The organism is Pseudomonas sp. LPB4.O, assembly GCF_038383825.1.
In the GTDB taxonomy this organism is placed as follows: domain Bacteria; phylum Pseudomonadota; class Gammaproteobacteria; order Pseudomonadales; family Pseudomonadaceae; genus Aquipseudomonas; species Aquipseudomonas putida.
Map to the genome: position 1 here is coordinate 5703026 of NZ_CP151298.1, position 19667 is coordinate 5722692.

The following is a 19667-nucleotide window of genomic DNA, read 5'->3' on the forward strand; positions in this document are numbered from 1 at the left end:
AAATGCCGGGTTGGCGAGCACTGTTCGGACCCCGTGAGGGCGTAATGATTCCCCAAACGGATCCAGACAATGCTCGAGTCAGAGTGAAACGAACCTGCGAACGCAGGTCCATGCAGCGCGCGATTATCCAGCAGGTCGCGTGACAACGCATCAGGCTGGAACAACTATTTATCGTACAAAACCCCTTGTTTTCCTCTAAACAAAGGGTTTTTTGACCTCATATTTGTAACATAAATGTTACGGGGCCATCATTGACCAGATGCACCTGCATGTCTGCCCCGAACTGCCCGCTCGCCACGTCGGCATGCTGGCGCTTCGCTTGCTGCAAAAGATAGTCGAACAATTCAGCCCCGAGGGCCGGCGGCGCTGCCGTCGAGAAGCTCGGGCGCATGCCGTTGCGGGTGTCCGCCGCCAAGGTGAACTGCGACACCAGCAACAAACCACCCCCGACATCCTTGAGCGACAGGTTCATCTTGCCTTGCTCATCGCTGAATACACGGTAGTTCAGCAGCTTGTGCAACAGTTTATCGGCCTGCTCGCGGGAATCTTCAGGCTCGACGGCCACCAGCACCAGCAAACCCTGGTCGATGGCGCCAACCACTTGCCCCGCCACTTCAACCCGCGCACCGCGCACGCGCTGCAGCAAACCCCTCATGCTTCTTCCAGGGGCAGGTCGAGCAGGCGCCGGGCCATCTGGTCGGCTGCCCGCACCAGGGCATCGGTGATGCCCGGCTCGGACGCGGCGTGGCCGGCGTCGCGGATCACCTTCAGTTCGCTGTTCGGCCAGGCCTGGTGCAGGGCCCAGGCGTTGTCCAGCGGACAGATCACATCATAGCGACCGTGCACGATCACCGCTGGCAGGTGGGCGATCTTCGGCAGGTCGCGGATCAGCTGGTCCGGTTCGAGGAAGGCGTTGTTCATGAAGTAGTGGCATTCGATCCGGGCGATCGACAGCGCCCGCTGCGGCTCGGAGAAGCGGTCGACCACCAGCGGGTTCGGGCGCAAGGTGGCGGTACGGCCCTCCCAGGTAGACCACGCCTTGGCGGCGTGCATCTGGGCAATCTGATCGTTACCGGTGAGGCGCTTGTGAAAGGCCTTGACCAGGTCGCCGCGTTCTTCCGGCGGAATCGGCGCGATGTAGTCCTGCCAGTAGTCGGGGAACAGGCGGCTGGCGCCCTCCTGGTAGAACCACTCGATCTCCTGTGGCCGGCACAGGAAGATGCCCCGCAGGATCAGCCCATGCACACGCTCGGGGTGGGTCTGGGCGTAGGCCAGGGCCAGGGTAGAGCCCCACGAGCCGCCGAACAGCACCCATTTGTCGATGCCTAGGTGCTCGCGGATGCGCTCCAGGTCCTCGACCAGGTGCCAGGTGGTGTTGTTCTCCAGGCTCGCATGGGGCGTGGAGCGGCCACAGCCGCGCTGGTCGAAGGTGATGATGCGGTACAGGTTGGGGTCAAAGTAGCAACGGCTCTGGGCGTCGCAGCCAGCACCCGGGCCACCGTGGATGAATACCACGGGCAGACCTTCCGGCGAGCCGCTTTCATCGACATACAGCACATGCGGCGCTTCCACGGCCAGATCGTGCCGGGCGTAGGGTTTGATCTGCGGGTAGAGGGTCTGCATTGCGCACTCCGTGTGAGGATATTGACTGCCGTTGGGCATCATAAACCTGAATTGCGCTTTGAGCACCGCCTCTTCCACTCAACGCTGGTATCGTTCTGCGCCCCAAGCCAGCAGCGCTTGTAAAAGCTGCTTCAGAACCACCTGCGTCGGTTGCGCCAGGTCTTCCCGGTAGGTAAACGGCTCGGTTTCCTCCATGTACGTGCTTTGCGCCAACTCCAGCTGCACCGCATGGATATGCTTCGCGGGGTCACCATAGTGCCGGGTGATGTGTCCGCCTTTGAACCGACCATTCAACACATGACTGTAACCTGTCGCTTCGGCGCACACGCCCTGCAACCGCTCGGCCAGCACCGGATCGCAGCTGGCGCCATTGAAGGTACCCAGGTTGAAGTCCGGCAACTTGCCATCGAACAGGTGCGGTATGTGCGAGCGGATCGAGTGGGCATCCCACAAAAGGGCATAGCCAAACTGCTCGCGCAACCGGTCCAGTTCGCGACGAAGGGTGCCGTGATACGGGCGCCAGATCTGCTCCAGGTAGCGTTGCCGTTCTTCGCCAGACGGCGCCAACCCCTCCTTGAACAGCGGCTCGCCTTCGAACAACGTGGCCGGGTACAGGCCAGTGGTGGCGCCGGCGTACAGCGGCTTGTCGTCATCCGGGCGGTTCAGGTCGATGACGAAACGCGAGTACTCTGCGGCTACCACGCTGGCGCCCAGGTCGCGGGCGAAGTCGTACAACTGCGGGATGTGCCAGTCGGTGTCCGGCAAGCTGCGCGCCTCCTGGACCAGGCCATCACGCACGGCGTCGCTCAGGCGCAGGCCGGCGTGCGGCATGCTGATCAGCAGCGGCAGGCGGCCTTGGTGAAAACTCAGAACCTTGTCCATCGTGCCTCGCTCAGTTGGAGATTTCGTGGCCCTTGCGCACCACGCGCTTGGGCAGGTCGCCACCCAGCCAGTAGGCCAGGTCGGCGGGGCGTTCGATTTGCCAGGCGACGAAGTCGGCTACCTTGCCCACTTCCAGCGAGCCGTGGCTGTCGCCCAGGCCCAACGCCGTGGCAGCATGCACGGTGACGCCGGCCAAGGCCTCTTCCGGCGTCATGCGGAAACACGTGCAGCCCATGTTCAGCATCAGCCGCAGCGACAACCCTGGCGAGGTGCCGGGGTTGAGGTCGCTGGCCAGGGCAATCTTCACCCCGTGGCGGCGCAATGCATCCATCGGTGGCAGCTGGGTTTCACGCAAGAAATAGAAGGCGCCCGGCAGCAGCACGGCGACCGTGCCGGCTGCGGCCATGGCAATGGCGTCTTCCTCGGTCATGAACTCCAGGTGGTCGGCCGACAGCGCCTGGTAGCGGGCCGCCAGGCTCGAGCCATGCAGCGACGACAGCTGTTCGGCGTGCAGCTTGACCGGCAGACCCAGCTCACGCGCCTTGATGAACAGCCGCTCGACCTGGGCCGGGGAGAACGCCAGGTGTTCACAGAACGCATCGACCGCATCCACCAGGCCGTCGGCGGCCAAGGCCGGCAGCATCTCGTCACAGATGTGCGCGATGTAGTCGTCGGCCCGGCCAGCGTACTCCGGCGGCAAGGCGTGCGCGGCCAGGCAGGTGGCGCGCACCGCGACCGGCAGCTCGTCAGCCAGGCGCCGGGCCACGCGCAGCATCTTGCGCTCGTTGACCAGGTCCAGGCCGTAACCGGACTTGATCTCTATGGTGGTCACACCATCGCGCATCAGCGCCTGCACCCGCTGGCGGGCACTGGCGAACAACTCGTCCTCGCTGGCCGCACGGGTAGCCCGCACGGTACTGGCGATACCCCCGCCCTGGGCGGCGATTTCCGCGTAGCTGACGCCTTGCAGGCGCTGCTCGAACTCGCCACTGCGGTTGCCACCGAACACGGCGTGGGTGTGGCAATCGATCAGCCCGGGGGTGACCCAGGCGCCGCCCAGGTCCACCGTGCGGTCAGCGTCGACCGGCGCCAGCTCGGCGCGTGGGCCGATCCATTCGATCAGCCCGGCGCTGGTGACGATGGCCGCGTCTTCGATGGCCGAGTAACGGCCCTCGGCCATGGTTGCCACATGGCAATGCTGCCAGACGGTTCTCATGCACAATCTCCTTTGCTAGCGGTGCAGCTCGACAGGCTCTGCCACTGGTTGGCCCTGCCCTGCGCGCGGCTTGCACCACAGCAGGTAGGACGCCACCAGGAACACCACCCATATCACGCCGACGATCAATGCCGCCTGGGTATCCGGGAAGTAGCCGAGCACGCCAAAGATGAACACCATGAACGCAATGGCCATGGCCGGGCCGTATGGCCAGAACGGTACCGGGAACTTGAGCTGGGCCACTTCTTCACGGCTCATGCTGCGGCGCATGGCCACTTGGGTGAGCAGGATCATCAACCACACCCACACGGTGGCGAAGGTGGCGATCGAAGCGATCAGCAGGAACACGTTCTCAGGGATCAGGTAGTTGAGCAGCACCCCAATCAGCAGCGCGGCGCCCATCACCACCACGGTCATCCATGGCACACCGTGTTTCGACAGCTTGCCGAAACTGCGTGGCGCATGGCCTTGATGGGCCAGGCCATACATCATGCGGCCAGCACCGAAGATGTCACTGTTGATGGCCGAGATCGCAGCGGAAATCACCACCACGTTCAGCACTGCGGCGGCAGAGCCAATCCCCAGGTTGCTGAAAATCTGCACGAACGGGCTACCTTCGCTGCCGATCTGCGGCCACGGGTACAGGCACATCAGTACGAACAGGGTGAGCACATAGAAAAGCAGGATGCGCAGGGGCACGGCGTTGATTGCCTTGGGGATGACCCGCTGCGGGTCCTTGGCTTCACCGGCAGTCACGCCAATGATCTCGATGCCGCCGAAGGCGAACATCACCACGGCAAAGGAGGCGATCAGCCCGCCCACGCCATTGGGCATGAAGCCGCCATGGTCGAACAGGTTGCTCACACCGACGGCATGCCCGGTACCCACCTGGCTGAAACCGAAGGCCATGATGCCGAGGCCGGCCAGGATCATCGCGACGATGGCGCCCACCTTGAGCAGCGACAGCCAGAACTCCATCTCGCCGAACACCTTGACGTTGCACAGGTTGAGGCCGCCGATCAGGAAGACGATGCCCAGCACCCAGATCCAGCGGGCCACTTCCGGGAACCAGAAGCCCATGTAGATACCGAAGGCGGTGACGTCGGCGATGGCGACAATGACCATCTCGAAGGCGTAGGTCCAGCCGAGGATGAAGCCGGCCATGGGGCCGAGGTAGGTACTGGCGTAGTGGCCGAAGGAGCCGGCCACCGGATTGTGCACGGCCATTTCGCCGAGGGCGCGCATGACCATGAACACAGCGGCGCCGCCGATCAGGTAAGCCAGCAGCACGGCCGGGCCTGCCATCTGGATGGCTGAGGCGGAGCCGTAGAACAGCCCGGTTCCGATGGCGGAACCGAGGGCCATGAAACGGATGTGGCGGGCATTTAGCCCGCGCTTGAGACCTTGAGCTTGTTGCATGTCACGTCCTTAAATTGTTTTTGTGGTCGTGAGATCAGGGGGCTGGCATGCAGCCCTTTCGCAGCACAAGGCTGCTCCTACAAGGGAGCGCGTCGCTTTTGCAGGAGCAGCCTTGTGCTGCGAATGGGCCGCACAGCGGCCCCAGGGGGCATTACAGGCTTGGCAGCACACCTGCCGGCAGCAAACCGGTCAAACTACCCTTGGCCAACAGTTCCACAGCCTTTTCGATGTCCGGCGCGAAGAAACGGTCACGGTCGTAGTGCGCCACTTCGCTGCGCAGCGCCTGGCGTGCTTTCTCCAGCTTGGCCGAAGTCTTCAGGCCTTTGCGCAGGTCCAGGCCCTGGCATGCGCCCAGCCATTCGATGGCCAGCACGCCACGGGTGTTTTCGGCCATTTCCCACAGGCGCTTGCCGGCAGCCGGGGCCATCGACACGTGGTCTTCCTGGTTGGCCGAGGTCGGCAGGCTGTCGACACTGTGCGGGTGCGACAGGGCCTTGTTCTCGCTGGCCAGGGCGGCAGCGGTGACCTGGGCGATCATGAAGCCGGAGTTCACCCCACCGTTTTCCACCAGGAACGGCGGCAGCTGGGACATGTGCTTGTCCATCATCAGCGAGATGCGGCGCTCGCTGAGCGAACCGATTTCGGCGATGGCCAGGGCCAGGTTGTCGGCGGCCATGGCCACCGGCTCTGCGTGGAAGTTGCCACCGGAAATCACGTCACCCTCGGCAGCGAACACCAGCGGGTTGTCCGACACGGCGTTGGCTTCGATGCCCAGCACCTCGGCAGCCTGGCGCAGCTGGGTCAGGCACGCGCCCATGACCTGCGGCTGGCAGCGCAGCGAGTACGGGTCCTGGACCTTGTCGCAGTTCTTGTGCGACAGCGACACTTCGCTGGAATCGCCCAGCAGGTCGCGGAAGCACGCGGCAGTGTCGATCTGGCCGCGCTGGCCACGCGCTTCGTGAATACGCGCATCGAACGGCGAACGCGAGCCCAGTACGGCTTCGACGCTCAGGCCGCCGCAGGCGATAGCCGCAGCGTACAAGTCTTCGGCATAGAACAGGCCACGCAGGGCATAGGCGGTGGACGCCTGGGTGCCATTGAGCAGGGCCAGGCCCTCTTTGGCAGCCAGGGTCAGCGGTTCGAGGCCGGCAACCGCCAGGGCTTCGGTGGCCGACAGCCACTGACCCTTGTAGCGGGCTTTGCCTTCGCCCAGCAGCACCAGCGACATGTGCGCCAGCGGCGCCAGGTCGCCGGAAGCACCCACCGAGCCTTTCAGCGGGATGTGCGGGTAGACTTCGGCGTTGACCAGGGCGATCAGCGCATCGATGACTTTGCGGCGAATGCCGGAGAAGCCACGGCTGAGGCTGTTGATTTTGAGCACCATGATCAACCGCACCAGGTCGTCATCCAGCGGCGCGCCAATGCCAGCGGCGTGGGACAGCACCAGCGAGCGCTGCAGGTTTTCCAGGTCGTGGCTGGCGATGCGGGTCGAGGCCAGCAGGCCGAAACCGGTGTTGATGCCGTAGGCAGTGCGGTCTTCGGCAATGATCTGCTCGACACAGGCGACGCTGGCGTCGATGGCCGGCGCGGCGCTGGCATCCAGTTGCAGGCGCACGGGCGCGGCGTAGATCGCGCGCAGCTGGGCCAGGGTCAGGGTGCCGGGCTTGAGGGTGAGTTCGGTCACGTTACTACTCCAAATCGCGTGGAGCCGCAGGCCCGTTCGTGGGTGCCTGCGCGCTCCTTCTTGTTGTTCAGTATCACCCCTGGCGGGGTGCGATCCAAAGCGTGGCAATCAGCCAGTGATCATCGGCAGGTCCAGGCCCTGCTCCTTGGCGCAGTCGATGGCGATGTCATAACCGGCATCGGCGTGGCGCATGACACCAGTCCCTGGGTCGTTGGTCAGTACGCGGGCGATGCGCTCGGCGGCTTCATCGGTGCCGTCGCAGACGATGACCATGCCCGAGTGCTGCGAGAAGCCCATGCCCACGCCACCACCATGGTGCAACGACACCCAGGTAGCGCCGCCTGCGGTGTTCAGCAGGGCGTTGAGCAGCGGCCAGTCGGACACAGCGTCCGAGCCATCACGCATGGCTTCGGTTTCGCGGTTGGGGCTGGAGACCGAACCCGAGTCCAGGTGGTCACGGCCGATCACGACCGGTGCCGACAGCTCGCCGCTGCGGACCATTTCGTTGAAGGCCAGGCCCAGCTTGGCGCGCAGGCCCAGGCCAACCCAGCAGATACGTGCCGGCAGGCCCTGGAAGCTGATGCGCTCGCGGGCCATGTCCAGCCAGCGGTGCAAGTGGGCGTCGTCGGGGATCAGTTCCTTGACCTTGGCGTCGGTCTTGTAGATGTCCTCGGCCTCGCCAGACAGCGCCGCCCAGCGGAACGGGCCTACGCCGCGGCAGAACAGCGGACGGATATAGGCAGGGACGAAGCCCGGGAAGTCGAAGGCATTGGCCACGCCCTCTTCCTTGGCCATCTGGCGGATGTTGTTGCCATAGTCGAAGGTCGGGACGCCCTGCTTCTGGAAGTCCAGCATGGCCTGCACGTGCACGGCCATCGACTGCTTGGCGGCCTTGACCACTGCAGCCGGTTCGGTCTGCGCGCGGTCGCGGTACTGCTCCCAGGTCCAGCCGGCAGGCAGGTAGCCGTTGAGCGGGTCGTGGGCGCTGGTCTGGTCGGTGACCATGTCCGGGCGCACGCCACGCTTGACCAGCTCTGGCAGGATTTCGGCAGCGTTGCCGTGCAGGGCGATGGAGATAGCCTTGCCTTCGGCGGTGTATTTGGCGATGCGCACGAGCGCGTCGTCGAGGTCGGTAGCCTGCTCGTCGACGTAGCGGGTTTCCAGACGGAAGTCGATGCGGCTCTGCTGGCATTCGATGTTCAGGGAGCAGGCGCCAGCCAGGGTAGCAGCCAGTGGCTGGGCGCCGCCCATGCCGCCGAGGCCTGCGGTGAGTACCCACTTGCCTTTCAGGCTGCCGCCGTAGTGCTGGCGACCGGCTTCGACGAAGGTTTCATAAGTGCCCTGGACGATGCCCTGGCTGCCGATGTAGATCCAGCTGCCGGCGGTCATCTGGCCGTACATGGCCAGGCCCTTGGCGTCCAGTTCGTTGAAGTGCTCCCAGTTGGCCCAGTGTGGCACCAGGTTGGAGTTGGCGATCAGCACGCGCGGGGCGTTGCTGTGGGTCTTGAACACGCCGACCGGCTTGCCCGACTGCACCAGCAGGGTTTCGTCGTCTTCCAGGCGGGTCAGGGTTTCGACGATCTTGTCGTAGCATTCCCAGTTGCGGGCGGCGCGGCCGATACCGCCATACACCACCAGTTCTTTCGGGTTTTCCGCAACCTGTGGGTCGAGGTTGTTCATCAGCATGCGCAGTGGCGCTTCGGTCAGCCAGCTTTTGGCGGTCAGCTTGTTGCCACGTGGGGCACGGATTTCAACGTCACGGTATTTGTTGTTGTCGGTCACGGGAAAGGTCCTCTGCGGTCGTCCGCGGGCGGGTATGTCGTGGTCAATATACAAACACACCTTTACTTGTATGTACAAGCATGGACAACCAAAATAATTGGACCTTGCCGTTCCTGGCTTGAGTTTTGTGGCGGCGCATAGATCGAGCGCCGCCCGCGCGGCGGTCGATCTCACAGGCGATGAAAACCTATCGCCGGCCCCATCAACGTGAAACGAGTTCGATCAGGCAGAATCGCCCCTGAACCTCCAGCCCAAGCAACTCATCGTTGCCCTCCAGCCGCAGGCAGTCATACAACCCCAACCGCTGCACCTCACGCCCCGCCATGGTCACTTCCACGTGGCTGCTGGCAGCAAACAACAGCACCGTCGACGCCGAGCTGTACAAACGGCTCGTGCCATCGAACCACTGCAACCGGGCCCGGTATCGCTGCGGTGCATAGATCAGGTTGAAATCGCGGATCGCCCCACCCAGCAGCTTGCAGCTGACCTGGCTTTCGCCGCTGAAGGCAAAGGCATCGAACGGCAGCAACGGCCGGCTGGGCTGGCCATCGACCAACAGGCGCATGCCATCGCCCTGCAGCACGGTGATGATCCGCTGGTAACCGGCGAAGGTGGAAAAGCCGCCAGACTCTTCGATATCGGCAATCGACAGGCGCCAGCCAAAGCCGTCCAGGCCCTCTCCACTGTCGCGGGTGATCTCTTCAGTGAAACCGCCACCGTTCTTCCACGGCATGCGCGGGTAATCCTGTGCGCGCAACAACTGCAGCTGGCTCATTTGCTGAAACGTCCTTCCAGGCGATGACGGGAACCGGGGTGGATCAGCCGCGCCGCGGTTACCGGCTGGCGGCCGGACCAGGTACGACGGCGGATCAGCAGGCAAGGTTCGCCCCGCTCGATCTGCAGCAGGCGGCATTCTTCCGGCTCGGCCAGGATGGCTTCGACCACGTGCTCACCCTCGGTCAGCGGTGCTACCTGGGACAGGTAGGCATATGGCGTCTGCCGGGTGAAATCCTGCTTGAGGTAGTCGGGTGCGATAGCGGCGTTGACGTAGCGGTCCTCGATCTGCACCGGCACGCCGTTCTCGAAATGCACGATCAGCGAGTGGAACACCCGCTGGCCTTCACGCATGTCCAGGGCCAGGGCCCGTTCGGAACCGGCTGCTTCCTCGGTGAGCGTGATCACCTGGCAGCTATGCTGATGGCCGCGTGCGGCAATTTCATCGGCAATGTTGTTGACTTCGAACAACGCCGAACGGCCCTTTGGCTCGGCTACGAACGTGCCGACCCCTTGCATGCGCACCAGCAGGCCGTCGGCCGTGAGTTCGCGCAGGGCACGGTTGATGGTCATGCGGCTGAAGCCCAGCTCGCTGACCAGTTCGCTCTCCGAGGGGACCCGGTGATGCGGCGGCCAGCTGCCGTTGTCGATCTGCTGGATGATCATCTGTTTGACCCGGGCGTACAGCGGCGCCGGGCCCTCGCCCATCTGGGCAACCAGCGCGGAGACAGGAGGTGTCGGCACGGCGTTGGATCCTTGTGCATAGGGAATGAGCGGTAGCTTGCCGCAGTTTACCCGGCAGGCAAACGCCTGTATATGTATATACAAGTTAACAATAACAGGATTTGACCGATGTCCGCCTACTTCGCCGAACGCGCTCTGTTGCCTACGGGCTGGGCCAGCCATGTCCGTATCGAGGTCGCCAGCGATGGCCATGTGACCCGCATCGAGCCGGGCGCTTCTGCCGAAGGCGCCGAGCGCCTGGCCGGCCCGTTGCTGCCCGGCATGCCCAACCTGCACTCGCATGCCTTCCAGCGCGCCATGGCGGGTTTGGCGGAAGTCGCCGGCAACCCCAACGACAGCTTCTGGACCTGGCGCGACCTGATGTACCGCCTGGTCGGGCAGATCACCCCGAAGCAGCTGCAGGTCATCGCCCGCCAGCTGTATATCGAAATGCTCAAGGCTGGCTACACCTCGGTGGCCGAATTCCATTACGTGCATCACGACCAGGCAGGCAAGGCCTACGCCGACCCGGCCGAGCTGTCCCGCCGCATCAGCGCGGCCGCGGCCGACAGTGGCATTGGCCTGACGTTGTTGCCGGTGCTGTACAGCTACGCCGGGTTCGGCGGGCAGGCGCCGAACGACGGCCAGCGGCGCTTCATCAACACCACCGAACAATACCTGCAACTGCAGGCGCAACTGGCCCCGCTGCTGGCCGCGCAACCCGCTCAGCATCTGGGCCTGTGCTTCCACTCGCTGCGTGCGGTGACGCCGGGGCAGATTGCCGAAGTGCTGGCGGCCAGCGACAAGCAATGCCCGGTGCATATCCATATCGCCGAGCAGCAGAAGGAAGTGGACGACTGCCTGGCCTGGAGCGGCCTGCGCCCGCTGCAATGGCTGTACGAGCATGTGGAGGTGGACCGTCGCTGGTGCCTGGTGCATGCCACCCATGCCGAGCCGGATGAAGTCACCGCCATGGCCCGCAGTGGTGCGGTGGCGGGGTTGTGCCTGACCACCGAGGCCAACCTGGGCGACGGGATTTTCCCGGCGGTGGACTTCCTTGCCCAGGGCGGGCGTATGGGCATTGGTTCGGACAGCCATGTGTCGCTGAGCGTGGTGGAAGAACTGCGCTGGCTGGAATATGGCCAGCGGCTGCGTGACCAGCGACGCAACCGCTTGTACCGTGGGGATCAGCCGATGGTCGGGCGCACGCTGTACGACGCCGCGCTCGCGGGCGGTGCACAGGCACTGGGGCAAGCGGTCGGGGAACTGGCCGTGGGCAAGCGCGCCGACTGGCTGGTACTGGATGGACAAGACCCCTACATCGCCCTGGCGGATGGCGATGCCATTCTCAACCGCTGGCTGTTTGCTGGCGGGGATCGCCAGGTGCGCGATGTGATGGTGAACGGGCAATGGGTGGTGCGCCAGGGGCGGCATGCGCAGGAAGAGGAAAGCGCGGGGGCGTTTGCCGGGGTGCTGCGGCAGCTCTTGGGCTGAGCGTATTGGGGCTGCTTTGCAGCCCTTTCGCGGCACAAGGCCGCTCCTACAGGGATACGCGTTCCCCTGTAGGAGCGGCCTTGTGCCGCGAAAGGGCCGCAAAGCGGCCCCAAAAATCAGTGCATTTTTACGATTTGCTGATCGGACGCCCGCCAGATCAGCCGGCTGGTGTCATACCCCTGCTGGCGTGCCTTGGCCAGCAAGTGCTCGCGCTCCCAAGCCGGCAGCGTCGGCGTGCGTGACAGTATCCACAAGTACTTGCGGTCCGGGCTGCCGACCACTGCCGTGCGGTAGCGATCGTCCACGTACAGAATCCAGTATTCGCCCCGAGCCACGCCAGGCACCAGCTTGGTAAACCAGTTATCAAACTCTACCCACAGTTTATCGGTGTGCCCGGGCTCCTGGATGCTTGCGTGCCCCTCGGCACGCAGCCACTCATCACCCATGGTGCGGCAGCGGTTGAGCACACCAAACGTACCATCAGGCTTGAGGTTGTAGTGCGCCTCGGACTGCTCGCAGCCGGTCTGGTAGCGCATGGGCAAGCGCGCCAGTTCGAACCATTTGCCCTGGTAGCGCTTGAGGTCGACGTTGCCAGCGGTCTTCGGCGCCAGCGGGTCCTGCACCGAGCCCGCGCAACCACCCAGCAGCAACGCCAGGCATACCCCCATCAGCAGGTACAGACGCCTCATTTGAGGCCCTGCCCTGAATACATCAGCACCTTGTCAGCCGCGTACTGCACGCTGATAAAACTTTTCTCGTCCCCCCAGGTGCAGCTGCTCATGCCCAGCGCGCCAGAGCACTCGGTCGGCGTACCGAGCAACTGCTCGACCTCGGCCTTGTTCATACCGGCCTTGATCTTGGAATAGTTTTCCTGATTGATCTTGCTGCAGGCAGACAGGACGACGCACAGCGACAACAGGGCGAGGGAACGCAACGACATGAAGGACACTCCTGAAGAGGGGAAACAGGCGAGTGGCCTGCAGTGACCTTCGACGGGAAAATCCCTCCCAGGTTCCCTGCCCTACCCCCTTTGCACCTACACCATTGGTCGGATGGCCATTACTGTGCGATTAATCACAAAGCATTAATCACGCGCAAATAAAAAGGCCGCACCCTTTCAGGTGCGGCCTCGTGTCGCGACGGCCTGCGCAGCAGGCCCCGCGGGCTTCAGAATCTCGACCCGGGCTCCAGCAAAAAGTCCATCTCTTCGCTGGTGCTCGGCCGCTCCAGCACCAGGTTGCGGTGCGGGAAGCGCCCAAACCGGGCAATCACCCGCTGGTGCTGCTCGGCATAGTCCAGGAAGCCTTCGAACAGCCGCCGGCTGGCTTCGGGCTGCTCGTCCAGCAACAGCTGATAACGCTCGACACACAGGTTCTGCCAGTCCAGCACCTCGGCATGCTCCAGCACCAGCAGCACGAACACACGCTGGATCGGCAGCAACTGGTAGTCCCAGCCCTTCTGCAGGCCCTGCATGGCCACCACCTGGGCACGCCGGTCGCCCTCGAAGGCGCGCGGCGTGTCGCGGTAGATCATGCGCGGCAGCTGGTCCAGCAAGATCAGCAGGCCCAGCCAGCCCTGCGGGCTTTGCTGCCACTCTTCGAGCCCACCCGCCAGGGCGTGCTCGACCAGGTCGCCAAACAGCGCATGGGCATCGGCATCGTGATGCTTGCCGAACCACAGCGTGCTCTTCTCGTCAGCCACGGCCTGGGCACTGGTGCCCCAACCGAACCACCATTCCAGCAACGGCTGCCAAGGTGCGAGCATGACTTACTCCTTGTGGTAGGCGGTGACGCGCTCTACCTCTTCCTTCGAGCCAAGGATCACCGACACGCGCTGGTGCAGGCTTTCTGGCTTGATGTCGAGGATGCGATCGTAACCGTTGGTAGAGGCGCCGCCTGCCTGTTCGATGATGAACGACATCGGGTTGGCTTCGTACATCAGGCGCAGCTTGCCCGGCTTGCTTGGCTCGCGGGCGTCACGTGGGTACATGAACAGGCCGCCACGGGTCAGGATGCGGTGCACGTCGGCCACCATCGAGGCGATCCAGCGCATGTTGTAGTTCTTTTTCAACGGGCCGGTTTCGCCGGCCAGCAGTTCGCCCACGTAGCGTTGTACCGGGGCTTCCCAGTGACGCTGGTTGGACATGTTGATGGCGAATTCGGCGGTGGTCGCCGGCACCTGGATGTTTTCGTGGGTCAGGACGAAGCTGCCCAGTTCACGGTCCAGGGTGAAGCCCTTGACGCCGTTGCCCAGGGTCAGGATCAGCATGGTCTGCGGGCCGTAGATGGCGTAACCGGCGGCGACCTGCTCGGTGCCTGGCTGCAGGAAAGCTTCTTCGTTCAGGCTTTCATTCTGGCTCAGGTACTGGTTAGGGCAACGCAGCACCGAGAAGATGGTGCCGACCGAGACGTTGACGTCGATGTTCGACGAACCGTCCAGTGGGTCGAAGACCAGCAGGTACGCGCCTTTCGGGTACTTGCCCGGGATCTGGTAGGCGTTGTCCATTTCTTCGGAAGCCATGCCGGCCAGGTGGCCGCCCCATTCGTTGGCTTCCAGCAGGATATCGTTGGAAATCACGTCCAGTTTCTTCTGGACTTCGCCCTGCACGTTTTCAGTGCCCATGCTGCCCAGCACGCCGCCGAGGGCGCCTTTGGACACGTGATGGCTGATTTCCTTGCACGCACGCGCCACCACTTCGATCAGGAAGCGCAGATCGGCAGGGGTATTGTTGCTGCGGGTCTGCTCAATCAGATAGCGACTCAGGGTAACGCGGGACATGTATGGCTCCGAAAGGATTGGGGGAGTAAAAACCCCCGCAGTTTACAGGGAGAGTGGCGGGCTAGCGAGCAATCAGACTCGCCACGGCTCTCAGACGGCACAATAGGTCGCTAGTTCAGCCTTCGCCAGGCCGGTGGTCCGGTAATGCGCCCGTTCGCGGGCACGCCCGCTCCCACAGGTACAGCGCAAGCCTTGAAGCTTGCGAGACACCTGTGGGAGCGGGCGTGCCCGCGAACGGCCTCACCTCAATCCAACGCCTTCCAGATCTCGGTGGCATATTCGCGAATGGTGCGGTCCGACGAGAACCAGCCCATCCGTGCCGTGTTCAACACGGCCATGCGCCACCACTCCTGCGGCGTGTGCCACAGTTCCTCGACCCGCCGCTGGGCATCCCAGTAGGCGTCGAAGTCGGCACACACCAGGAAGCGGTCGTAGGCCACCAGCCCGTCGATCAAACCGGTGTAGCGTGAGGGGTCGTCTGGCGAGAACACACCGCTGCGAATGGCCTGCAGCACGTCGCTCAAGCGGTTGGAAGCGGCAATGGCGGCATTGGCACCAAAGTCACCGGCACGCTTGCGCGCCTCGACCTGCTGCGCGGTCAGGCCGAAGATGAACATGTTGTCGGCGCCTACCTGTTCGCACATTTCCACGTTGGCACCGTCCAGGGTGCCGATGGTCAGCGCACCGTTCAGGCCGAACTTCATGTTGCTGGTACCGGAGGCTTCATAACCGGCCGTGGAAATCTGCTCGGAAAGGTCTGCCGCCGGGATGATGCTTTCTGCCAGGCTGACGTTGTAGTTGGGCAGGAACACCACCTTCAGCAGGCCGCGCACGGTCGGGTCGTTGTTCACCACCCGGGCGATGTCGTTGGCCAGCTTGATGATCAGCTTGGCCTGGTGGTAACTGGCCGCAGCCTTGCCGGCGAAGATCTTCACCCGTGGCACCCAGTTGGTGCCGGGGTCGTTGCGTATGGCCTGGTACAGCGCCACGGTGTGCAGCAGGTTGAGCAACTGGCGCTTGTACTCGTGGATCCGCTTGACCTGCACATCGAACAGCGCCTCGGGGTTCACAGTGACACCAATGCGGTCCTGGATGATGCTGGCCAGGGCGCGCTTGCTGTGCAGGCGCTGAGCGGCAAACTGCTTGCGGAAACCCGCCTTGTCGGCGAATGGCACAAGGCCAGCCAGAAGCCCTTCAGGGTCATCCTTGAGCCCCGGCCCGAGCGCTTCGACCAGCATCTCGGTCAGCAGTGGGTTGGACTGGTACAGCCAGCGGCGGAAGGTAATGCCGTTGGTCTTGTTGTTGATTCGTTGCGGGTACAGCTTGTGCAGCTCGGAGAACACAGTGCTCTTCATCAGCTTGCTGTGCAGCGCAGATACGCCGTTGACGCTGTGCGAGCCGAGGAACGCCAGGTTACCCATGCGCACCCGGCGGCCGTTGTCTTCCTCGATCAGCGACACCGCGCGCAGCACGTCGAAATCGTGCATGCCTTTGGCCCGCAATGCGTCGATATGGTAGGCGTTGATCAGGTAGATGATTTGCATGTGCCGCGGCAGCATGCGCTCCATCAGTGCTACCGGCCAGGTTTCCAGCGCTTCGGGCAGCAGGGTGTGGTTGGTGTAGGCGAGCGTGCCAACGGTCAGCTCCCAGGCCTTGTCCCACGGCACTTCATGCTGGTCCACCAGTAGCCGCATCAGCTCTGCCACGGCAATCGAAGGGTGCGTGTCGTTGAGCTGGATGGCTGCGGCGTCGGGCAGGTTGAGCAAGTCCTTGTGCATGTTCAGGTGGCGGCGCAGCAAGTCCTGCAGCGAAGCCGACACAAAGAAGTACTCCTGGCGCAGGCGCAGTTCCTGACCCGCCTCGGTGCTGTCAGCCGGGTACAGCACGCGGGAAATGCTTTCGGCCCGCGCCACTTCGGCCACGGCCCCCAGGTGGTCACCGGCATTGAAGCGCTCCAGGTGCAGCTCTTCCAGCGCCCGCGCACGCCACAGGCGCAAGGTGTTGACGCTGGACCCACGCCAGCCCACCACGGGCGTGTCATAGGCCACCGCCCGCACCGTTTCGCCCGGCGACCATACCTGGCGCTGGGTGCCACTGGCATCGTTGACGGTTTCGACACTGCCGCCGAAGCTGATCGGGTAGATCACCTCGGCACGCTCGAACTCCCAAGGGTTACCGAAGTCCAGCCAGTTTTCGGTCTGTTCCTGCTGCCAGCCATCGACCACAGCCTGACGGAACAACCCATGCTCGTAGCGGATACCGTAACCATGGGCGGCAATACCCAGAGTGGACATGCTTTCCATGAAGCACGCAGCCAGCCGGCCTAGGCCACCATTACCCAGCGCGGCGTCGGGCTCAAGCAGGCGGATACGCTCCAGGTCCACATCCAGCCCTTGCAGCGCATCACGGGCGATGTCCAGCAGCCCAAGGTTGCTCAGGCTGTCGTACAGCAAGCGCCCGATGAGGAACTCGAGGGAAAGGTAATAGACCCGCTTCTGGCTACGGCGGTAGGCCAGACGGGTATGGTCCATCCAGTGGTCGACCATGTGATCGCGAGCGGCCAGGGCAATGGCTTCGAACCAGTCGTGGTCGAACGCATGCTCCGGGTCCTTGCCGACCGCGTAGGTCAGCTTGTTCAGTACAGCGGCGCGAAATTCGGCCACCTCGGCGTCACGTGCTTCGGGTTCCTGGGACATGCGGCATCCTCTGGCAAGTTGACGAAAGCGGAGGGAGATTGATGAGACTAGCCCCTTCGACAGGGAGTGACAGTTACTGTTCGCAGTTTTCATGCCCACTTTGCCAATCCGGCAAAAGGTTGTTCATAAATTGAACAATTCCGGTATCATCGCGCGCCCCAAGACCGTGATCCACCCTATAAAGATGAAAACGACCCTGATCGCCGCGGCCGAAGTCGACCGCCTGGAGACCTGGCAGCGCTATACCAGCAACATGTGCCATGGCTGCCATTCGACCTGCTGCACCCTGCCAGTGGAGGTGAAGATCAAGGATCTGATCCGTATCGGCGTGGTAGACGAGTTCGAGAAAGACGAACCCCCGAAGAACGTGGCCAAGCGCCTGCAAAAAGAAGGCATCATCGAGCGCTTCAACCAGAAGTCGGGAATCTTCACCCTGACCCGGATGAGCAACGATGACTGCATGTACCTGGATCGTAAGAGCCGGCTGTGCACCATTTATGACAAGCGCCCGGACACCTGCCGCAACCACCCCAAGGTCGGGCCTCGGCCGGGGTATTGCGCCTATAAGCCCAAGGTAGTCGGGCGCTGATCGTCAACCTCAAGCCCGCGAAGGGGCCAACACAAATCCTGAAGGCATAAAAAAACGCCCCCGGCCTTTCGACCGGGGGCGTTTTCATTCAGCCAAAGCTAACTCAGCTGTTTTTGGCTTTCTTGGCAGCGCGGGTACGCTCGCTTTCGTCCAGGATCTTCTTGCGAAGACGGATGGACTTCGGCGTTACTTCGCACAGCTCGTCTTCCTGGATGTATTCCAGAGCCTGTTCCAGGGTGAAGCGAACTGGCGGAACCAGAGCGATGACTTCGTCTTTACCCGAAGCACGCATGTTGTCGAGCTTCTTGCCCTTGGTAGGGTTGACGCCCAGGTCGTTGTCGCGGCTGTTCTGGCCGATGATCTGACCGTTGTAGATCTCTTGACCGTGCTCGACAAACAGCTTGCCACGCGCCTGCAGGGTTTCCAGCGAGTAGGTCAGCGCCTTGCCGGTTTCGACCGAAACCAGTACGCCGTTCTGACGGCCGGACATGTGACCGGACTTCACCGCGTCGTAGCGGTCGAAGATCGAAGTCAGGATGCCTGCACCGTTGGTCAGGGTCAGGAACTGGTTACGGAAACCGATCAGACCACGCGCCGGGATGTTGTATTCCAGGCGTACACGGCCCTTGCCATCCGGGACCATGTTGGTCAGGTCGCCTTTACGCAGACCCATTTCTTCCATCACCTTGCCCTGTGCTTCTTCAGGGATGTCGATGGTGACGTTTTCGAACGGCTCTTGCTTGACGCCGTCTACTTCACGAATGATTACTTCCGGGCGGCCCAGGGCCAGCTCGAAGCCTTCCCGACGCATGGTTTCGATCAGTACCGACAGGTGCAGCTCGCCACGGCCCGAGACCTTGAACTTGTCCGGGGAATCGGTTTCTTCAACGCGCAGGGCAACGTTGTACAGCAGCTCTTTGTCCAGACGGTCCTTGATGTTACGGCTGGTGACGAACTTGCCTTCCTTGCCGCAGAACGGCGAGTCGTTGACCTGGAAGGTCATCGAAACGGTTGGCTCGTCAACGGTCAGCGGCTTCATCGCCTCAACGGCAGTCGGGTCGCACAGGGTGTCGGAGATGAACAGCTCGTCGAAACCGCTGATGCAGACGATGTCGCCAGCCTGGGCTTCTTCAACGTCAACGCGGTGCAGACCGTGGTGGCCCATCAGCTTGAGGATACGGCCGTTACGCTTCTTGCCGTCAGCGTCGATGGCAACAACCGGGGTGTTCGGCTTGATGCGACCACGGGCAATACGGCCAACGCCGATAACACCCAGGAAGCTGTTGTAGTCCAGTGCGGAGATCTGCATCTGGAACGGGCCGTCACGGTCAACAGCTGGCGCTGGAACGTGGTCGATGACAGCCTGATACAGGGCAGTCATGTCTTCGCCCATTTCGGTGTGGTCCAGACCGGCAATGCCGTTCAGGGCCGAGGCGTAGACCACTTTGAAGTCCAGCTGCTCGTCGGTAGCGCCGAGGTTGTCGAACAGGTCGAAGATCTGGTCCAGAACCCAGTCAGGACGCGCGCCCGGACGGTCAACCTTGTTGATCACGACGATTGGCTTCAGGCCGGCTTCGAAGGCCTTCTTGGTCACGAAGCGGGTTTGCGGCATAGGGCCGTCTTGAGCGTCGACCAGCAGCAGCACGGAGTCGACCATCGACATTACACGCTCAACCTCGCCACCGAAGTCGGCGTGGCCGGGGGTGTCGACGATGTTGATGTGGTAGCCGTTCCAGTTGATGGCGGTGTTTTTCGCCAGAATGGTAATACCGCGCTCTTTTTCCTGGTCGTTGGAGTCCATGACGCGCTCGTCGTTGAGCTCGTTACGCTCCAGAGTGCCGGACTGACGCAGGAGTTTGTCGACCAAGGTGGTTTTACCATGGTCAACGTGGGCGATGATGGCGATGTTACGCAGATTTTCGATCACAAGTGTATCTCGATCAGAGGATTCGGTTGCCGCCAGTGTAGGCGGCCAATATGTACTGTTTAAGGCTCAGCGGGCCCGGC

The 19667-nt window shown here is 62.9% G+C and carries 17 protein-coding genes; 2 read left to right on the top strand and 15 right to left on the bottom strand.

Going from position 1 to position 19667, the window contains the following annotated elements; all coding sequences use genetic code 11:
* Positions 1-217: 217 nt before the first annotated feature.
* The 9 genes from dtd to hutC form a co-directional block, all read right to left on the bottom strand.
* Positions 218-655 carry a D-aminoacyl-tRNA deacylase gene (gene dtd, locus MRBLPB4O_RS25795; protein WP_049275031.1) on the bottom strand — a complete coding sequence of 146 codons (438 nt, stop codon included), beginning with the start codon at positions 653-655 and terminating at the stop codon, positions 218-220.
* Positions 652-1623 (bottom strand): prolyl aminopeptidase, encoded by a 972-nt coding sequence (gene pip, locus MRBLPB4O_RS25800; RefSeq protein WP_016489576.1) that lies wholly within the window; start codon positions 1621-1623, stop codon positions 652-654. Before pip ends, dtd begins: the two co-directional genes overlap by 4 nt.
* A 78-nt stretch (positions 1624-1701) precedes the next feature.
* Positions 1702-2505 (bottom strand): N-formylglutamate deformylase, encoded by an 804-nt coding sequence (gene hutG, locus MRBLPB4O_RS25805; protein WP_341796979.1) that lies wholly within the window; start codon positions 2503-2505, stop codon positions 1702-1704.
* Positions 2506-2515: 10 nt separating this feature from the next.
* Positions 2516-3721 carry an imidazolonepropionase gene (hutI, locus tag MRBLPB4O_RS25810; RefSeq protein WP_341796980.1) on the bottom strand — a complete coding sequence of 402 codons (1206 nt, stop codon included), beginning with the start codon at positions 3719-3721 and terminating at the stop codon, positions 2516-2518.
* A 15-nt stretch (positions 3722-3736) separates the two neighbouring features.
* Positions 3737-5140: an amino acid permease gene (locus tag MRBLPB4O_RS25815; RefSeq protein ID WP_016502004.1), complete on the bottom strand. Its 1404-nt coding sequence runs from the start codon at positions 5138-5140 to the stop codon at positions 3737-3739.
* A gap of 151 nt (positions 5141-5291) precedes the next feature.
* A complete protein-coding gene (gene hutH / locus MRBLPB4O_RS25820; protein ID WP_086978649.1) occupies positions 5292-6824 on the bottom strand; it encodes a histidine ammonia-lyase in 1533 nt (510 codons plus the stop codon).
* Positions 6825-6932: 108 nt separating this feature from the next.
* Entirely contained in the window at positions 6933-8606 is a 1674-nt protein-coding gene (gene hutU / locus MRBLPB4O_RS25825) for a urocanate hydratase (protein ID WP_016502006.1), read from the bottom strand.
* A gap of 202 nt (positions 8607-8808) precedes the next feature.
* The gene (locus tag MRBLPB4O_RS25830; protein WP_341796981.1) at positions 8809-9381 is read right to left on the bottom strand and encodes a HutD family protein; all 573 of its coding nucleotides are present in this window, start codon (positions 9379-9381) and stop codon (positions 8809-8811) included.
* Entirely contained in the window at positions 9378-10088 is a 711-nt protein-coding gene (gene hutC / locus MRBLPB4O_RS25835) for a histidine utilization repressor (RefSeq protein WP_341798931.1), read from the bottom strand. The genes MRBLPB4O_RS25830 and hutC overlap by 4 nt, the downstream gene beginning before the upstream one ends.
* 144 nt (positions 10089-10232) lie before the next feature.
* Between hutC and MRBLPB4O_RS25840 the strand changes: the two genes are divergently transcribed.
* Positions 10233-11597: a formimidoylglutamate deiminase gene (locus MRBLPB4O_RS25840; protein ID WP_341796982.1), complete on the top strand. Its 1365-nt coding sequence runs from the start codon at positions 10233-10235 to the stop codon at positions 11595-11597.
* A 116-nt stretch (positions 11598-11713) separates the two neighbouring features.
* On the opposite strand, the gene MRBLPB4O_RS25845 is transcribed toward MRBLPB4O_RS25840, so the two are convergent.
* From MRBLPB4O_RS25845 to MRBLPB4O_RS25865, 5 genes are all read right to left on the bottom strand, one after another.
* Complete coding sequence (locus tag MRBLPB4O_RS25845; protein WP_341796983.1) at positions 11714-12286, bottom strand: lipocalin family protein; 573 nt, start codon at positions 12284-12286, stop codon at positions 11714-11716.
* Positions 12283-12537, bottom strand: coding sequence for an outer membrane protein assembly factor BamE (bamE, locus tag MRBLPB4O_RS25850; protein WP_341796984.1), 255 nt, complete (start codon positions 12535-12537; stop codon positions 12283-12285). Before bamE ends, MRBLPB4O_RS25845 begins: the two co-directional genes overlap by 4 nt.
* 227 nt (positions 12538-12764) lie before the next feature.
* The gene (locus MRBLPB4O_RS25855) at positions 12765-13361 is read right to left on the bottom strand and encodes a DUF924 family protein (protein ID WP_019472569.1); all 597 of its coding nucleotides are present in this window, start codon (positions 13359-13361) and stop codon (positions 12765-12767) included.
* Between the two features lie 3 nt (positions 13362-13364).
* Positions 13365-14375: a class 1 fructose-bisphosphatase gene (locus MRBLPB4O_RS25860; protein WP_012274595.1), complete on the bottom strand. Its 1011-nt coding sequence runs from the start codon at positions 14373-14375 to the stop codon at positions 13365-13367.
* Between the two features lie 245 nt (positions 14376-14620).
* A complete protein-coding gene (locus MRBLPB4O_RS25865; protein WP_341796985.1) occupies positions 14621-17071 on the bottom strand; it encodes a glycogen/starch/alpha-glucan phosphorylase in 2451 nt (816 codons plus the stop codon).
* 184 nt (positions 17072-17255) lie between these two features.
* Here MRBLPB4O_RS25865 and MRBLPB4O_RS25870 point away from each other — a divergent pair, with 184 nt between their 5' ends.
* Positions 17256-17660, top strand: a complete 405-nt coding sequence (locus MRBLPB4O_RS25870) for a YkgJ family cysteine cluster protein (protein ID WP_003249225.1) — start codon at positions 17256-17258, stop codon at positions 17658-17660.
* A 103-nt stretch (positions 17661-17763) separates the two neighbouring features.
* On the opposite strand, the gene typA is transcribed toward MRBLPB4O_RS25870, so the two are convergent.
* Positions 17764-19587 carry a translational GTPase TypA gene (gene typA, locus MRBLPB4O_RS25875; RefSeq protein WP_016502013.1) on the bottom strand — a complete coding sequence of 608 codons (1824 nt, stop codon included), beginning with the start codon at positions 19585-19587 and terminating at the stop codon, positions 17764-17766.
* Positions 19588-19667 lie beyond the last annotated feature (80 nt).